Origin of the sequence: Paenibacillus sp. PastM-3 (assembly GCF_029893965.1) — a bacterium.
Lineage (GTDB): Bacteria > Bacillota > Bacilli > Paenibacillales > Paenibacillaceae > Paenibacillus_AQ.
Window position 1 is genome coordinate 15,036 of the sequence record NZ_JARXXP010000025.1, and the last position, 15,234, is coordinate 30,269.

At 52.4% G+C, this 15,234-nt stretch carries 14 protein-coding genes; 9 read left to right on the top strand and 5 right to left on the bottom strand.

Annotated features, from left to right (window positions below):
* Positions 1–11: 11 nt before the first annotated feature.
* Positions 12–314: a LiaF transmembrane domain-containing protein gene (locus M2108_RS25170; RefSeq protein WP_277472181.1), complete on the bottom strand. Its 303-nt coding sequence runs from the start codon at positions 312–314 to the stop codon at positions 12–14.
* 259 nt (positions 315–573) lie between these two features.
* Between M2108_RS25170 and M2108_RS25175 the strand changes: the two genes are divergently transcribed.
* The 4 genes from M2108_RS25175 (at position 574) to M2108_RS25190 (ending at position 5,612) form a co-directional block, all read left to right on the top strand.
* Positions 574–1,260, top strand: a complete 687-nt coding sequence (locus M2108_RS25175; protein WP_277472180.1) for a response regulator transcription factor — start codon at positions 574–576, stop codon at positions 1,258–1,260.
* Positions 1,257–2,291 (top strand): sensor histidine kinase, encoded by a 1,035-nt coding sequence (locus M2108_RS25180; RefSeq protein ID WP_277472179.1) that lies wholly within the window; start codon positions 1,257–1,259, stop codon positions 2,289–2,291. The genes M2108_RS25175 and M2108_RS25180 overlap by 4 nt, the downstream gene beginning before the upstream one ends.
* Before the next feature lie 91 nt (positions 2,292–2,382).
* Positions 2,383–3,084: an ABC transporter ATP-binding protein gene (locus M2108_RS25185; protein WP_277472178.1), complete on the top strand. Its 702-nt coding sequence runs from the start codon at positions 2,383–2,385 to the stop codon at positions 3,082–3,084.
* Complete coding sequence (locus M2108_RS25190; protein ID WP_277472177.1) at positions 3,081–5,612, top strand: ABC transporter permease; 2,532 nt, start codon at positions 3,081–3,083, stop codon at positions 5,610–5,612. The genes M2108_RS25185 and M2108_RS25190 overlap by 4 nt, the downstream gene beginning before the upstream one ends.
* A 428-nt stretch (positions 5,613–6,040) precedes the next feature.
* On the opposite strand, the gene M2108_RS25195 is transcribed toward M2108_RS25190, so the two are convergent.
* Positions 6,041–6,604 carry a GbsR/MarR family transcriptional regulator gene (locus tag M2108_RS25195; protein ID WP_277472176.1) on the bottom strand — a complete coding sequence of 188 codons (564 nt, stop codon included), beginning with the start codon at positions 6,602–6,604 and terminating at the stop codon, positions 6,041–6,043.
* 221 nt (positions 6,605–6,825) lie between these two features.
* Between M2108_RS25195 and M2108_RS25200 the strand changes: the two genes are divergently transcribed.
* The 4 genes from M2108_RS25200 (at position 6,826) to M2108_RS31465 (ending at position 11,828) form a co-directional block, all read left to right on the top strand.
* Positions 6,826–7,707, top strand: coding sequence for a carbohydrate ABC transporter permease (locus M2108_RS25200; RefSeq protein ID WP_277472175.1), 882 nt, complete (start codon positions 6,826–6,828; stop codon positions 7,705–7,707).
* A gap of 43 nt (positions 7,708–7,750) precedes the next feature.
* Positions 7,751–8,587, top strand: a complete 837-nt coding sequence (locus tag M2108_RS25205) for a carbohydrate ABC transporter permease (RefSeq protein ID WP_277472197.1) — start codon at positions 7,751–7,753, stop codon at positions 8,585–8,587.
* Between the two features lie 31 nt (positions 8,588–8,618).
* Complete coding sequence (locus tag M2108_RS25210; RefSeq protein WP_277472174.1) at positions 8,619–9,965, top strand: ABC transporter substrate-binding protein; 1,347 nt, start codon at positions 8,619–8,621, stop codon at positions 9,963–9,965.
* 102 nt (positions 9,966–10,067) lie between these two features.
* Positions 10,068–11,828 carry an HAD-IA family hydrolase gene (locus M2108_RS31465; protein ID WP_346780607.1) on the top strand — a complete coding sequence of 587 codons (1,761 nt, stop codon included), beginning with the start codon at positions 10,068–10,070 and terminating at the stop codon, positions 11,826–11,828.
* A 62-nt stretch (positions 11,829–11,890) separates the two neighbouring features.
* Here the strand turns inward: M2108_RS31465 and M2108_RS25225 are convergent, their stop codons facing one another.
* From M2108_RS25225 to M2108_RS25235, 3 genes are all read right to left on the bottom strand, one after another.
* A complete protein-coding gene (locus M2108_RS25225; protein WP_277472173.1) occupies positions 11,891–12,745 on the bottom strand; it encodes a MetQ/NlpA family ABC transporter substrate-binding protein in 855 nt (284 codons plus the stop codon).
* Positions 12,746–12,829: 84 nt separating this feature from the next.
* Positions 12,830–13,492 (bottom strand): methionine ABC transporter permease, encoded by a 663-nt coding sequence (locus M2108_RS25230; protein ID WP_277472172.1) that lies wholly within the window; start codon positions 13,490–13,492, stop codon positions 12,830–12,832.
* Positions 13,492–14,247 (bottom strand): methionine ABC transporter ATP-binding protein, encoded by a 756-nt coding sequence (locus tag M2108_RS25235; RefSeq protein ID WP_277472195.1) that lies wholly within the window; start codon positions 14,245–14,247, stop codon positions 13,492–13,494. The genes M2108_RS25230 and M2108_RS25235 overlap by 1 nt, the downstream gene beginning before the upstream one ends.
* Before the next feature lie 375 nt (positions 14,248–14,622).
* Here M2108_RS25235 and M2108_RS25240 point away from each other — a divergent pair, with 375 nt between their 5' ends.
* Positions 14,623–15,024 (top strand): hypothetical protein, encoded by a 402-nt coding sequence (locus M2108_RS25240; RefSeq protein ID WP_277472171.1) that lies wholly within the window; start codon positions 14,623–14,625, stop codon positions 15,022–15,024.
* Positions 15,025–15,234 lie beyond the last annotated feature (210 nt).

The following is a 15,234-nucleotide window of genomic DNA, read 5'->3' on the forward strand; positions in this document are numbered from 1 at the left end:
AGCCTGTATTCTTAGTATGTTCTGCCGCTTCTGCCCTTCAGCACCGAGATGCCCCAGACAACCAGCGCAACCCCGAGCAGTGGACCGATGATCCAGGAAAGCTTCGAGATCAAAGCCATAACACCAATGAACAATACGATCCAGCCGATAATTTTGCGTCCGCTTTTAATTCCGTAGTATCCGAGAGCTACCAGCAGTACCGGGAACAGGATTCCGAAAATTCCGTGAATCAGTTGGGGCAGTACCCCGAGCAGCATAACCGCTCCGATCACGATCAGGGCAATAGCAAGTCCGTTACCTTTTCTATTCTGCATTTTTTCTCACCGCCTTTCGTTGACCTCGTTCTTATAGCTTTATTCTAGGGTAATCTGCAGACTTTCAAAACAGACCGCGGACGGTTTTACGAACTGGACCTTAGTCGGGGAGGACGCCGGACCGGAGAATGCCGGTCCACGCTTATGTGATCAATCCCGCTTGCGTGATCCTATGCCGCTGTACATAATATTGAAGTAAAGCCTGCCTCTTCCTTTTTGTACATAAAGCAAATACGACCTATTTAAAGGAGCACTGCCCTTGAAAACCTTACTGATCGTCGAAGACGACCGCAGCCTGAACAAAGGCATCGCCCTCTCGCTCGCCCAGAACGGCCTCCGGATTGAGCAGGCCTATACACTGGCTATGGCTGAGCAGATTTATGCTGCAACCCGGATCGATCTGATTCTGCTGGATATTAATCTGCCTGACGGAAGCGGGCTGGACTATTGCGAGCAGCTGCGGAGAACCTCACAGGTCCCGGTTATTTTTCTGACTGCCAACGACATGGAGCCGGATATCGTCACGGGGTTCGCCCTCGGGGGAGACGACTATATCACCAAACCGTTCAGCCTGATGGTACTGCGGGCCAGGGTGATGGCTGTGCTTAAACGGACTGCCCCGCAGGCTGACGAGGTCCTTACGTTCGGTCCGCTGAGCCTTGATTTCGGGAAACTGGAATTCTACAAACATAAGGAATCGCTGGCCTTCAGCAAAACGGAGCTCAGGCTGCTGAACATCCTGGTCTCGAACCCCGGCATCGTTTTGAGCAGAGAGCAGTTAATCGATAAAATCTGGTCGCAGGATGCGGAGTTTGTGGATGAGAATGCCCTGACTGTGGCCGTAAAGCGGCTGCGCTCCAAAATTGAGGACGACCCTGCCTCGCCCAAGTACATCAAAACCGTCTACGGCCTGGGGTACATGTGGACAGAAAGGCCGCATCTATGACCAATAGCGGTAATATCCGGCCTAACAAACGGCTCCGTTATATTTTCACTGCAATCTTCTTGCTTCTATTAATAGGATACACGGGTACCATTCTTTATCTGGAAGGGTTCAGTCCGGCGCTTATGCAGCTTAGCCTGCTCTTCCTGATTGCCGTGCTCGGTACGGGAGCTCTATATAACCGTAGGCTGCAGCAGCAGATTACAGGCTTCATGGATACGGTGGATGAAATGGTGGACCGGGCGATTCACGGACATGAGCCGCTGACCCTTTTCGACGAGACCCGCCTGTCTTCTCTTGAGCACAAGCTGCTGCGCTATATTGAAATGTGCAAGGCAAACGAGCATAACCTCGCGGCCGAAAAGAACACGATCAAGGAGCTAATCTCCGACATCTCCCATCAGACCAAGACACCTCTTGCAAGCATTCTGCTCTATAGCCAGCTGCTTGCCGAAACCCCGGACCTGAGCCCGGATACCCGGCAGCTGCTGCAGCAGATCGAAGCCCAGTCGGAAAAGCTGGAGTGGCTGATAACCTCGCTGATCAAATTATCCAGGCTGGAGACGGGCATGATCCATCTGCAAAGTGAAGTAAGGCCTGTTACCGCAACCATTACCAGCGCCCTCTCGCACCTGTATACACGCGCGTACAACAAAAACATCATCATTAACATAGACTGCGACCCGCTTACCTCAGCCCGCCACGATTACAAATGGACCAGTGAAGCGCTCTTCAACCTGCTGGAGAATGCAGTGAAATATACGGAGCCGGGCGGCAGTATCCGGATTACAGCGGAGGGCAATGAAATGTTCACCAGGATCGAGGTTGCTGATACAGGAATCGGAATTCCGGAGGACGGGCTGGCGCATATTTTCAAACGCTTCTATAGAGGGCATAATGCCGGGGAGTATGAGGGGATCGGGATCGGACTTTTTTTGGCGCAAAAAATCATCAGTATCCAGGGCGGCTACATCACAGCAGCATCGCAGCCAGGTCAAGGAAGCAGGCTTACTATCTACCTCCCCCAGCTCTGAATGTGTCAATTCCGTCAGATTCCAGACACTGTCCGGTTAGAATGATCTGTTATCTTAGAGGACAACCACGAATGATGGAGGAGATACGCAAATGCCTATTTTAAGCACCCTGCACCTGAAGAAATATTACGGCAAAGATCCGCAGACTACGGTAAAAGCACTGGATGATATATCCCTGACGGTAGAAAAAGGTGAATTTGTAGCCATTGTCGGCACCAGTGGCAGCGGAAAAAGCACTCTGCTGCATATGCTTGGCGGTCTGGACCGGCCTACGGAGGGCAAGGTGACGGTGGACGGGAACGAGCTTTTTGCGATGAGCGATGAGAAGCTGACGATTTTCCGGCGCCGTTCAATCGGGTTCGTCTTCCAGAGCTATAACCTGGTGCCGATCCTAAATGTGCTCGAAAATATTACGCTTCCCATCGAGCTCGACGGCGGCAGAATCGACCGGACGTACCTGGATGAGGTCATTCAGGCACTGGGCCTGCAGTCCAAAATCCACTCCCTCCCCGGAAGTCTCTCAGGCGGACAGCAGCAGCGGGTTGCTATTGCCAGAGCGCTCGCAACCAAGCCGTCGATTATTCTGGCAGACGAGCCGACAGGCAACCTCGACAGCAAAACAAGCCAGGAAGTGCTGATCCTGCTGAAGCAAATGAGCGAAAAATTCAACCAGACCATTGTCATGATTACGCATAACGAGTCCATCGCCCAGACAGCCGACCGGATTATCCGCATCGAGGACGGGCGCATTGTATCCGGGAACGCAGCATCGGCCGGAGCTGGGACCCTATGATTGCCAACAATAACAGCAAGATTGTAACCCGTCTCTCCATCAAAAGCCTGCGGGCCAATCCGCTGCGCAACCTGGCTGTCATCTCCGCTGTGGTACTGACGACACTGCTGATCACGTCGATTTTCACGATGTCGCTCAGCCTTAACAAATCGATGGAATTAACGATGATGAAGACGGTCGGGACAGATTTTCACGGCAGCTTCAAACGGGTGAGCCCTGAACAGATAGAGATATTAAGAGAGCATCCAAGCATTAAGGAATACGGTGTTATGCTGTACGCCGGGCTTTTGCGTAACGAGGTGTTCCGGGACAGTCCGGTAGAGGTTAAGCGGATTGATGAAGCAGATGCGAGGCATTACTTTATTCATCTTATTGAGGGGCATTTGCCGGAAGCTGAGAATGAGGTTGTGCTGAGCACCTGGGTGCTGGATAAGCTCGGTGTGAAGCATGCGCTGGGCGAAAAGGTTCAGCTGGACATTGATATTACAGAGAGTGTTCTCAAGCAGGATTTTGTCGTGTCAGGCTATTATGAAGCGGATAAAAATCTGGCGATTGCAGGACTGGCCTTCATCTCCGATGCATGGGTGCAGAATAATCTCTCCGGGATTGATCCCGCAGAGTCCGAAGCCAGCGGCTCTTACGTAAACACCGCAGAGATGAGCGTAATGTTCAAGAACGCAGTCGATATTGAAAAAAAGCTGGATAAAGTGCTCGCCAATACAGGTATAGATAGACCCACTGGAGTCAACTGGGCTTATACGACATCTTCCCTATCTGACAACCTAATTGAATTTGTACCTTATGTAGCTGTCATCTTCATTATTATGCTGAGCGGGTATCTGCTGATTTATAATATTTTTTACATATCGGTTGTGCGTGATGTGAAGTTTTACGGTCTGCTAAAAGCGATTGGGACGACACCGAGGCAGCTCAAACGGATGATCAGAATACAATCACAGGTATTGTATCTGATCGGGCTGCCCTTCGGCCTCGCTGCAGGCTATGTAATCGGACGGCTGCTTACGCCGATGATGAACACCTTTTCCAGTGAGCCGATGGAAGCCGCTTATTCCGCCAGCCCGTGGATTTTTATTGGAGCCGCCCTATTCGCCTATCTGACGGTATGGATTGCCGCCGGCAAGCCTGGCCGGATGGCCGCGCGGATAGCGCCTGTCGAAGCGGTCAGGTATACGGGAGTACAGGCAAAGCGGCGGATGCACAAACGCTCGAAGCGCGGAGGCCGGCTGCATGTCATGGCCTTCACGAACCTGTTCCGCAGCAAAAAGAAGCTTACCCTCATGCTGACCTCGCTTTCCCTGAGCGTTGTGCTGTTCAGCATTATTTTTACGGTGATAGCTTCATTTGATGTAAATAAATACCTTAGTACGTTCCTTTCCGGGGATGTGGTGATCCGCAATGAGAAGATTGAAACCTATGAAGGTGAGCGCCCGGGCGATCCTTATAAGCTGTCGGAAGCATTCAGCAGTGAATTGACGCAGATTGACGGCGTGGAGAGTGTAGAGAAGGTTTACTACTATTATGATATTCATGAAATGGATGAGAAAATACGTGCAGTATTGCTGCCTTTGTCAGAGACAGAGCCTAAGGAGCCTTATCTTACAAGCCTGCTGGAGAAAAACTCCGTTTATCTGGCATTGTACGGCATTGATCCCGGGTGGTATGACCTGGTGCAGAAGGATGTGATTGAAGGGCATTTCGATCCGCAGAAATTCGCTTCCGGGGACTATGTGCTGGTGGCTCAATCGCTCATGTTCGGCGAGGACGAATACACTACTTATTATCGTCCCGGTGATATGATTGAGTTCAAAAATCTGGGCAAAAGCTATGAGGTCATGGCTGTGATGAATTACAATGCGCTCTATGCTGCCACGACCCAGTCTTACTCAACGTACGGGTTTAATGCGTTCTTCCCGTCATCTGAATTGACCAGAGAGCTGCCTGCGGGGACCAAACCGCCATGGGCACTGTCAGCAACGCTTCATATTGACCCGGACAAGCTGGACAGTGCAACACAGGCAGCCAAATCTCTGACCGCTTCCAGTGATGAGCTGGTGGTTAAATCGCGAGAGGATTACCGGCAGGAGCTGGACGGATTTATCCGGGTTTTTCAGATTATCGGCTACGGCCTGAGCTTCGTTATTGCGCTGATCGGTGTCCTTAATTATATCAACACAGTCGTTACGGGCGTTATTATGCGGAGGAATGAATTCGCTCTGCTGGAGAGCATAGGCATGACCAAACGCCAGCTCAAAAAAATGCTGATCTATGAGGGGCTGTACAATGTCCTTCTGACTACAGCGATTACTTCAACCGTTGGTGTCTTGCTCACTTATAACATTGCCAAGAGCATTGCGGGCAATACGGCTTTTACCGTATTCCGCATGAGCTGGCTGCCCTTTGTGCTGGTCGTCCCGGTGCTGGCTGTCATTGCTTACACGGTAACCCTGAGCTCGTACAGAATGCTGAGTAAGGATACGCTGATTGAAAGGCTGCGGCAGACGGAGTAGCTTCTTGTTTTGAAAAAAGGGGTGGCCTGCGTCCTCATTGCAGGGCGGCGGCAACGTAAATTGGAACAGGCAGATCCGTATGGTTACGGGTCTGCCTGCTGTTATTTGGTGATTTTCCGGCATATACAAGCCGCCCAGGTTGCTTGAGTTGCTTACATGGGCATAGCCCATACGCTGAATAAATGTATTTTGTGCAATTAAAAGCAGTCATAAGCTGTATTCGAACCGTATAACTGCACTTCGTACAACTAAAGTTGCCCGAAACGGCCAAAACAGAAGATCTAAGGCCATATAGTTGTACGGAATACACTTAAACCGGAGATAGGAAGAAAAAATGGCGATGTAGTTGTAAAAAGTGCAGCTAACCTGCAAAAGCAGACTGGATACGGTTCAAATTCCCATAAAAATAATGCACAGCATGCCGTGACTCAACGCTGCTCCGCACCCGGCCCGCCGAACATCTCCCCGTTCTTCAGGCCGTCGACAAACTGCTGCAGCCAGCGGTAATACTCCGCTGCATGACGCAGCTTCTCCAGGTCCCGGCTGCAGGACAACTTCTCCTCTTCGGGCGTATCTCCCGCCTGCATCAAATCCTCCAGCTGCGGAATCACCGCGCCCATTGCCTCCTGCATCACATCAATCTCCCGCTGCAGCTTCAGGGTGAAGAAGTTCCGGAACGCCTGGAAAAAATCCGTCTCCGCCACATACAGATCCTTCCGCTCCCGTTTCTCTTCAAGCTTGGTTACCATCTGTGAGGACATCAGGGAACGTACACCGTAGCTCATATTGCTTTTGCTCATGTTCATCACCTGCTTCATTTCCTCCAGCGTCATCGGCTTGTCCTCAAAGAACATAATTCCGTACAGCTGCCCGAAGGAATAATTCGCCCCGTATAAATCCATCGTCTGCGCAATCGCATCAATCACCCTGCGCAGCAGCTGCTCCCGTGGAGATAACTGCCCGTTGTCTTCGCCAAATGCGGCCTGCTTCATTCGCTGCACCCTCACTCTTCGTAGTCTTGTTAACTCCGCATTACATAAAACGGGAACAAGCCCGCATTATTGCAACAAATTTTACACAATTTCCGAGTCTGCTTTACTTCCGGTTGACCACACGCTGACTTGTCCAGTGTACAATTTTTTTTGAACAGAGATAGTATTCACCTGCATTATACCGCAAAACAAAGCTGACGGAATGGGGTAGCGGAACGAAAATGACACGAAATAAGTTAATAAGCGGTTTAAAGCCCATACTCTTTACGCTGCCGGCGATGATACCCTTTGTACTGTTCTGGCTGGCACCGCTGATCTATGTGCTGTATCTCAGCTTTACAGAATGGGATTTCATGAGTCCAACCAAAACCTTTGTCGGGCTGCAGAATTATACCGACCTCTTTGGCAATCCGGCTTTTTACAAAGCGCTGCGGGTCACTGTGCTGTTCTGCATCGGCAGTGTGCTGCCGGTTATCGCCATCGGCCTGGGACTGGCCCTTCTCATGAACCGCAAGCTGACAGGCTCCGGCTTCTATCAGGCACTGCTCTTCTCGCCATGGGTTACGCCGACTGTCGCTGTATCCATCGTCTGGTCCTGGATCTACGAGCCTGAAGTCGGGCTGGCCAATACGGTGCTGAATTCTCTCGGCCTTGAACCGATCGGCTGGCTGCAGGACCCCAAGTGGGCACTTGCGGGTGTGCTGCTCGTAACGGTCTGGAAATCAGCGGGCTGGGCGATGATCTTCTATCTCGTAGCCCTGCGGAATGTTCCCTCTGACTTGCTGGAGGCAGGCGAGCTTGACGGGGCCGGGGCTGTGCAAACATTTGTCCGGATTACGCTGCCGCTGATTTCACCGACCACCCTGTTCCTGTTCGTGGTGCAGATGGTTCAGGCTCTCCAGGCCTACGACCAGATTAACGTGCTGACACAAGGCGGCCCGTCCGGCTCAACCCGCACGCTGCTGTACCTGTATTACCAGTCTGCTTTTGAGTCCTTCCAGATCGGCGAGGCTTCCAGTGTAGCTGTAGTACTGGTGTTCATCTGTATGCTGCTGTCGGTGCTGTCGCTCAGCATCAGCAGACGGACGACGCACTATCAATAAATCGTTACATCTATTAAGGAGGTCATTCCACTTGCGCACGAGTATGCTCTCACGGCTGGGCGGACCGGCCCGCCATGCTTTTTTCGCCGTACTGGCACTGCTGATGGCCTTCCCCTTCTACTGGATGGTCACCAGCGCCCTCAAAACCAATGATGAAATCTGGGCCTCTCCGCCGACACTCTGGCCTGCGGCTCCGCTCTGGGGTAACTTTGCCGCGGCCTGGAATGAAGCGCCGTTCGCCAGATATATGGGCAACAGCATTCTGGTCGCCGGTAGCATCGTCATCCTGCAGATTTTTAATTCCGGCATGATGGCTTATGCGCTGACTCATATGAAATTCCGCCTGAAGGGGATTTTTGCCGGAGTTATCCTGTTCGGCTACATGGTACCTGCTACGGCAGTCTACCTGCCCAGCTATCTTGTACTGTCCGAGCTGAATCTGCTCAACACCTATGGCGGCCTGATTCTCTCCAACTGCGTCAGCGTCTTTGCGATCTTTCTGATCCGGCAGGCCTTCCTGCAGGTATCCCATGAGCTGGTCGAGGCCGGCGAGGTAGACGGGGCATCGCATATGCGGATTCTGTGGACAGTGCTGGTGCCGGTGACCCGGTCCTCTTTTGCCGTAATGGCACTGATCACCTTCATTGATCATTACAACAATTATTTCTGGCCGATGCTGATTACCAAGGACCCTGCCCTGCAGCTGGTCTCAGCCGGTCTGCGCAGCTTCTTCGTGGAAGGAGGTGCTTACGGATTGAAATGGCCGTTAATCATGGCCGCCAGCGCCTTCACCATCGCCCCCCTGCTGCTTGTTTTTGTGCTGGCACAGAAAACGATTATGCAAAGTGTCAATATGACTGCAGGCTCCAGTAAAGGATAAACACTATTTTCTAATAAAGAGGAGAATGATGATGAACGTATTGAAGAGGTTGTCCGCACTATCCATGATTGCCGGTATGACTGTACTAACAGCCTGCGGCGCAAACGGCGCCGCGAATCAGGTTACAGAGGCAAGCGGTGCATCGTCAGCTCCCTCCGCAGCAGCTCCTGCTGCCCAAAGTGAACCGGTAACCATTGAATTCTGGTACGGCCTCGGCGGCAAGCTGGGCGAAAATATGGAAGCACTCATTCAAAAATTCAACGCCTCCCAGCAGGAGGTTATCGTTAAAGGCATCGTGCAGGCGGATTACACCGAAACCCAGCAGAAGCTCCAGGCGGCGATTGCTACCGGACAGGTTCCGGCAGCCGTGCTGTCCTCCAATGTCGACTGGGCGCGCAAGGGCTATTTCGCCGAGCTGGATGAGCTGATTGCGGCACAGCCGGATTTCAAGCCTGAAGATTTCGTCCAGACCTTCCTGAACCAGGGCAAGGTTGACGGCAAGCAGTATTTCCTGCCGATGTACGGCACGACGCAGGTGATGTACTACCGTCAGGATGCTTTTAAGAAGAGCGGCATTGATGCCAGCCAGATCAAGACCTGGGAGGATCTCGCTGCGGCAGCCGAGAAAATGACGGTTAAAGAAGGCGGCAAAACAAGCGTCTACGGCTGGGAGCCGATGTGGGGCTCCGGCAATATGATCGATGCGGTGCTGAGCAAGGGCGGCAGCATTCTGAGTGAAGATGGCAAAACCGTTACTATCGACTCCCCCGAGTGGATCGAAACGTGGGATCTGTTCCGCAAATGGATTCATGAAGACCAGATCATGCGTATTCATTCCGGCGGACAGGGCTGGGAGTACTGGTACAAAACCATTGATGACGTAATGAAAGGCCAGGCGGCCGGCTATACCGGCTCCAGCGGTGACCAGGGCGATCTGGACTTCAGCATTGTAGCGGCAATGGAACAGCCGGGCTGGGCCGGAGTCGGCGAAGGTAAACCGGTAGCTGAAGCTATCCAGGCCGGTATCCCTGCCAAGGCAAGCGATGAAGAGAAGCAGGCTGCACTGAAATGGCTGGCTTACTTTACTAACTCCGAGAATACCGCATTCTGGTCGATCAACACCGGTTACATTGCGGTCCGCCAGTCTGCACTGGAAGATCCGGCGTTCATCTCGTTCAGCGAGACCAACCCGCAGATCAAAATCCCGCTGCAGCAGGCTTCCCATGCCTCCGCTCCGTTCCAGGACCCTACGGGCGGCAAAATCAATGATGCCCTGAAAATCGCCGCAGATAAGGTGCAGATCGAGAACATCCCGGCTGCCGAAGCACTCAAAGAAGCACAGGCGACTGCACAGGCGGCGCTGGATAAGGTGAAGTAATCCGGGGGAATGGCGGACTCACCTGACTCACTGATTAATCCCGTAAATATACAACCATATGAATCATAAATAACGTGAATTTGCAATGAAGGAGACGCAGCCATGCCTGAGCTGATCACCCCGCAGGGGAATTACGATATATCCGCAATCCTGTTCGACAAGGACGGTACCCTGCTCGACTTCGTCTCCCTCTGGGGAAGCTGGAGCGAATGCCTGCTTACGTATTTTACCCGGCAGCTGAAGCTGCGCGGCCTTATCTTTCCTGAGCCCTGCCTGAACAATCTGCTGGGGACGGTCCATAACGGTGAGGGCCGGATAACCGGCTACGACCGCAATGGTCCGCTCGCCATGGGCACGATGAATGACCTGTACGCGATTCTCGCCTGGCAGGGCTATCTGCTGGGGCTCTCCTGGGCGGAGTCGATGGAGCTGGTGGAAGCCTGCCGCCGGGAGGCGGACGCCATGCTGGAGCATAGCCGCCCCGTCCTTCCGCTGCCCGGCCTGCTTCGCTTCCTGGAAGAGTGCGCAGCCAGAGCCGTGAAGATGGCCGTAGTGACGGCGGATGATACCGAAGCCGCGGAGAAGCATCTCCGCTGGCTCGGCATCCGCCATTATTTCTCAGCCGTAATCGGCACCGATCAGGTGGAGCGCGGCAAGCCGTTCCCGGACATGGCCCTGCTGGCCTGCAGGCAGCTCGGGGTGCAGCCTTCCGCCGCAGCGGTAATCGGCGACACGAACGGTGATATGCGCATGGCCAAGGCGGCGGGCGCGGCGGTTGCGGTTTCGATTGCACCGGACGCCGGAGCTTCTGTAACGGGGGAGTCTTCAGCTAAATCACTGCTTAATCATTTGCTGCCTGATGCTGATGCCGTTGTGCAGTCTTATGAGGAACTGGCTTTTAAAGGAGCAACAAACCATACTCAAGGAGGCAAGTCTGTGCAGATGGAGACCAAGTTAACCGGCGGAGAAACGCCGCTGCTCACCTTTCAGATTATTACCGACACCCATGTCACCGCCGACCCTGCCCATGAGTATAACCGGAACTTTGAGCGTGCCCTGCAGGATCTGGCCGTCCATGCCCGGGGCAGCAGCGGGATCATGCATATTGGCGATATTACCGACCACGGCTTCCCGGAGGAATATGCGGAGGTACAGCGGATTCTCGGCCAGTATAGGGCGGTACTGCCGGACATCCGTTATACGCTGGGCAATCACGATGTCGGCATCGGCCAGTGGCAGCCGCAATTGGCAGAGATCGGCCTGGGCGACTGGGAGTCACGTCTCGGAATGTACACCTCCCGCATGTGCTCGCCGGGGCCTTATCATGATCATTGGATCGGCGGGTACCATTTCATTTTCCTGGGAACCGAAGAAGGCTTGCCGATCTTCTGCAGCCTGTCGGCTGAACAGCTACAGTGGCTGGAGTTGAAGCTTGGTGAGCGGCCTGACGGCAGACCTGCTGCAGCAGAGCAGCCCGTTTTCCTCTTCCTGCATCAGCCGCTGATGAACACCGTGGCCGGCTCGCTTGAAGCGCAGAACTGGTACGGGGTTACACAAGACAAAGAGCTGCGAGCTATTCTGGACAGATTCCCGCAGACTCTGCTGTTTACCGGCCATACCCACTGGGAGCTGGAATCGGAGCATACGATGTTCCCGGGTAACGGGGAGACGGCCACGATGTTCAATGCAGCCTCGGTAGCGTATCTCTGGAACAATGAAGATGTGCACATAGACGGCAGCCAGGGATACTATGTTGAAGTCTACGGGGATAAGGTGCTGGTGCGCGGGCGCGATTTTACCAGTGGAACGTGGATTGATGCGGCATGCTTCGAGGTTCCTGTGCTCCTGAAAACAAGAGGTTAACTCATAGAAAAGACAGTATCTCATTCGTTTCCGGATGAAATACTGTCTATTTTTACTGCTTATTATTTAAAAGCCGGCAGAGCGATGTCTGCATAATTATCTTCCAGGAACTTCTTCACTTCCGGACCGCTGATCCGTTTCGCCAGCTTCTGGATGGCATCGGAGTCCTGATTGTCTTCACGCGCCACGAGCGTAATTGTAAATTCGGAATCCTCACGCTCGGTAATCAGCGCATCCTTCTTCGGGGTCAGGCCGAGCGGACTGGCATAAGCCGGGGTCATCGCTACCAGGTCGCCATCATCCATCATCCGGGCCAGCATCAGCAGATCGACTTCCTCGAACTTGAAGTTCTTCGGATTTTCGGTAATATCCGCCTGAGTTGCTGTGATCCCTACCCCATCCTTCAGCTTGATCAGACCGGCGTCGGCAAACATCTGCAGCGAACGTCCGATATTCGACGGGTCATTGGCCATTACCAGCTTCGCGCCTTCCGGAAGCTCTTCGATGGATTTGTACTTTTTGGAATAGCCGCCGTAGATCGCATCATATACAGGCTGTACCGGAACGAGGTTCGAGCCCTTGCTCTCATTGAACTGCTTCATGTAAGGCACATGCTGGAAGAAGTTCGCGTCCACTTCCTTGTTCGCCAGCGCCTCGTTCGGCTGCACATTGTCGGACAATACGACGATCTCCATGTCTACCCCATCCTCCAGCAGCAAAGGTTTTACAATATCAAGAATGTCGGTCATTGGAGGAATCAGTGTCGCTACCTTGATTTTTACGGGTTCTGTACTTGCTGCTGTTGCGGCCGGCGCTTCCGTGGCTTCAGCGGCATTTTGAGCGTTGTTACTGTTGTTACCGCAGCCTGCAGCAATCAGGACGAACAGCATGAGCATCGCAATCATGGACTTTTTCATTGTTTTTCAATAACCCCCGGTGTTTATATTTTGGATTTCAAAATAGTACGTTAATACGCATTCCTTGTTCAGTCTTCCCTTTAATCAGCGCTTATCCAGCATTCTTGCCACCGTGCTTCCGGTGAACTGGATCAGCTGCACAAGCACAATCATGACGACAATGGCGTAAGCCATCACTTCGTTCTCAAACCGCTGATACCCGTAACGGATGGCAAAATCGCCGACACCGCCGCCGCCAACCACACCCATCACCGTCGAAAACGAAATAAAGCTGATCGTGGAGGCCGTGAGTCCGAGCACCAGACCCGACCGCGCTTCGACATAGAGGAACTTGAAAATCAGCTCCAGCTTCGATGCCCCCATGGACAAGGCTGCCTCAATCGTGCCTCTGGGAACCTCCAGCAGGGACTGCTCCACCAGACGCGCATAATAGGCAATGGCGACCACGGACAGAGGCACCGTCGAGGCCAATGTTCCGATCGAGGTTCCAACCAGGAAGCGGGTCACCGGAATGAGCGCCACCACCAGCAGCAGGAACGGAAAGGAGCGGACTACGTTAACGATGCTGTTCAGCGTCAGCGACAGGCTCCGGTTCTCATAAAGCTGTCCCTTCCGGCAAAAATACAGCACCGTGCCCAGCGGAAGCCCGACCAGCACGGCTGCCAGAATCGATATCCCGACCATGACAAAGGTTTCGCCGATCGACTGCCACATCAGATCCTGGTATTTCAGCATGCGTTCCCACATTATCGCCCACCTGCCTTGCCGGTAATCTGCTCGCGGTAGGAGCCGGTATGCCCAGAAGGCGGAAGGAACCCGTTCTCCTCGCGGGAGAAGGCATCCACGATCCTTCCGTCCTCCATAACGGAGACCTCACTGCAGATGCTGCGCACCACATCCAGCTCATGGGTCACGATCACGATCGTTACGCCGAGCACGGAGTTAATATGCTTCAGCACGCTGAGGATATCCGCCGTAGTCACCGGATCCAGCGCAGAGGTCGGCTCATCGCACAGCAGCAGCTGCGGGCTGTTCGCCAGGGCGCGGGCAATCGCTACCCGCTGCCGTTGCCCGCCGCTGAGCCGGGCCGGATACTGCTCTGCTTTGTCGGTCAGGCCGACAAAATCGAGCACCTCGGCGACCCGCTTCCTGCGTTCTCCCTTCGGTACACGGGCCAGCTCGAGCGGAATCTCCACATTGCGGCTGACAGTAGCATTGGCGACAAGGTTAAAATGCTGAAAGATCATCCCGATCTTCTGCCGCTCCCGGCGCAGCTCTTTCTCTGTTAATGCTGTCAGCTCCTTGCCGCCTGCCGTTACAGTGCCTTTGTCAGGACGCTCCAGCAGATTCATCAGGCGCAGCAGCGTCGACTTGCCGGCTCCGCTGGCCCCGATGATACCGTGGATTGAAGCCGGTTTTACTGTAAGCGATACATCCCGGACCGCGTGGTGACTGCCTTCCTTCAGTTCGAAGCTCTTACTTACTCCGCTCAGCGCTAAAATCGTATTCCGCCCCTCTCCGGACCTGCTGATAATAAAGCTTGTTCCCCCATAAAGTGTACTACAACTATTTTAAAACTGTTTTATTAAAAATCTCTTTAAATAATAAGGCATAACCTTCACTGTGTCATCATTTATTTTTAAAATGATATATCAGACCTATGGAAGGATTCCCTTCCTCTAAGGATGCGCGGCTGGAGTTAAAATTATCCTGCTGCTGTATAAGCTAAACGGAGACATAAAATAAGGGGGGTGGGCGGAAATTCCCTGGTTCTATCTAACATATCCAACTGGCCGTTCAAGCAGTGTTCATGATTGAGCTACATTAGCAGGCCTTATTCCAGTTATAGTTGAGTTAAAGTCAGGAGGATCAGTAACATGAATAAAAATATTATTAAAGCAGTAATTATTTTAGTTATAGGGGTAGTTATAATCGGAGGAATAACAGTATACAGCCTGCCAAAAAATGAAATCAATCGCTACATAACCGAATTTCAATCAAAGAAAAGTAATTTGAAAATGTATCCTGATAACATAGCTGATTTTCTAAATTTTCAAGAGCAAAATGGTTTACCCGCTCCCTTAGTTAAGCAAAAAGTCATTAACCGTTCTTTAAATAAGGTGGAAATTTTAACGGGCTTTGAAGTAATGACTTACAATTCCAATAATGAGCTTGCACATGTGTATTCTGGTGAACTATTATTTTTACTCCATTGTGATAAATTGAATTGGAACATCAATACCGTTGAGGTTATTCATGAGATGCAAGAAAGGAGGTAATGGTATATTTGCAAGAAAAAGATAAGAGGCCAAGCCAACAAGGCGTGGTCTCTTATGTCATGGAAGGGGACTTATTGACTACTCCATTTAGATTGCAGTCCGGAAGCACGGCTACTTACTAAAAACCAACTGTCCCCCTGTAAAGGGAGACAGCTGGTTTAAGAGACATTTCTATAATCAGTTCAAAATTAGCCGCACTTCCCGTTCCCG

What these genes read in the sequence shown, in the direction of transcription:
- M2108_RS31465 (WP_346780607.1), top strand. Translation starts at nt 10,068, where the DNA reads ATGCCTGAGCTGATCACCCCGCAGGGGAATTACGATATATCCGCAATC.
- M2108_RS25205 (WP_277472197.1), top strand. Translation starts at nt 7,751, where the DNA reads ATGCTCTCACGGCTGGGCGGACCGGCCCGCCATGCTTTTTTCGCCGTA.
- M2108_RS25230 (WP_277472172.1), bottom strand. Translation starts at nt 13,492, where the DNA reads ATGTGGGAACGCATGCTGAAATACCAGGATCTGATGTGGCAGTCGATC.
- M2108_RS25185 (WP_277472178.1), top strand. Translation starts at nt 2,383, where the DNA reads ATGCCTATTTTAAGCACCCTGCACCTGAAGAAATATTACGGCAAAGAT.
- M2108_RS25200 (WP_277472175.1), top strand. Translation starts at nt 6,826, where the DNA reads ATGACACGAAATAAGTTAATAAGCGGTTTAAAGCCCATACTCTTTACG.
- M2108_RS25210 (WP_277472174.1), top strand. Translation starts at nt 8,619, where the DNA reads ATGAACGTATTGAAGAGGTTGTCCGCACTATCCATGATTGCCGGTATG.
- M2108_RS25195 (WP_277472176.1), bottom strand. Translation starts at nt 6,604, where the DNA reads ATGAAGCAGGCCGCATTTGGCGAAGACAACGGGCAGTTATCTCCACGG.
- M2108_RS25190 (WP_277472177.1), top strand. Translation starts at nt 3,081, where the DNA reads ATGATTGCCAACAATAACAGCAAGATTGTAACCCGTCTCTCCATCAAA.
- M2108_RS25170 (WP_277472181.1), bottom strand. Translation starts at nt 314, where the DNA reads ATGCAGAATAGAAAAGGTAACGGACTTGCTATTGCCCTGATCGTGATC.
- M2108_RS25180 (WP_277472179.1), top strand. Translation starts at nt 1,257, where the DNA reads ATGACCAATAGCGGTAATATCCGGCCTAACAAACGGCTCCGTTATATT.
- M2108_RS25225 (WP_277472173.1), bottom strand. Translation starts at nt 12,745, where the DNA reads ATGAAAAAGTCCATGATTGCGATGCTCATGCTGTTCGTCCTGATTGCT.
- M2108_RS25240 (WP_277472171.1), top strand. Translation starts at nt 14,623, where the DNA reads ATGAATAAAAATATTATTAAAGCAGTAATTATTTTAGTTATAGGGGTA.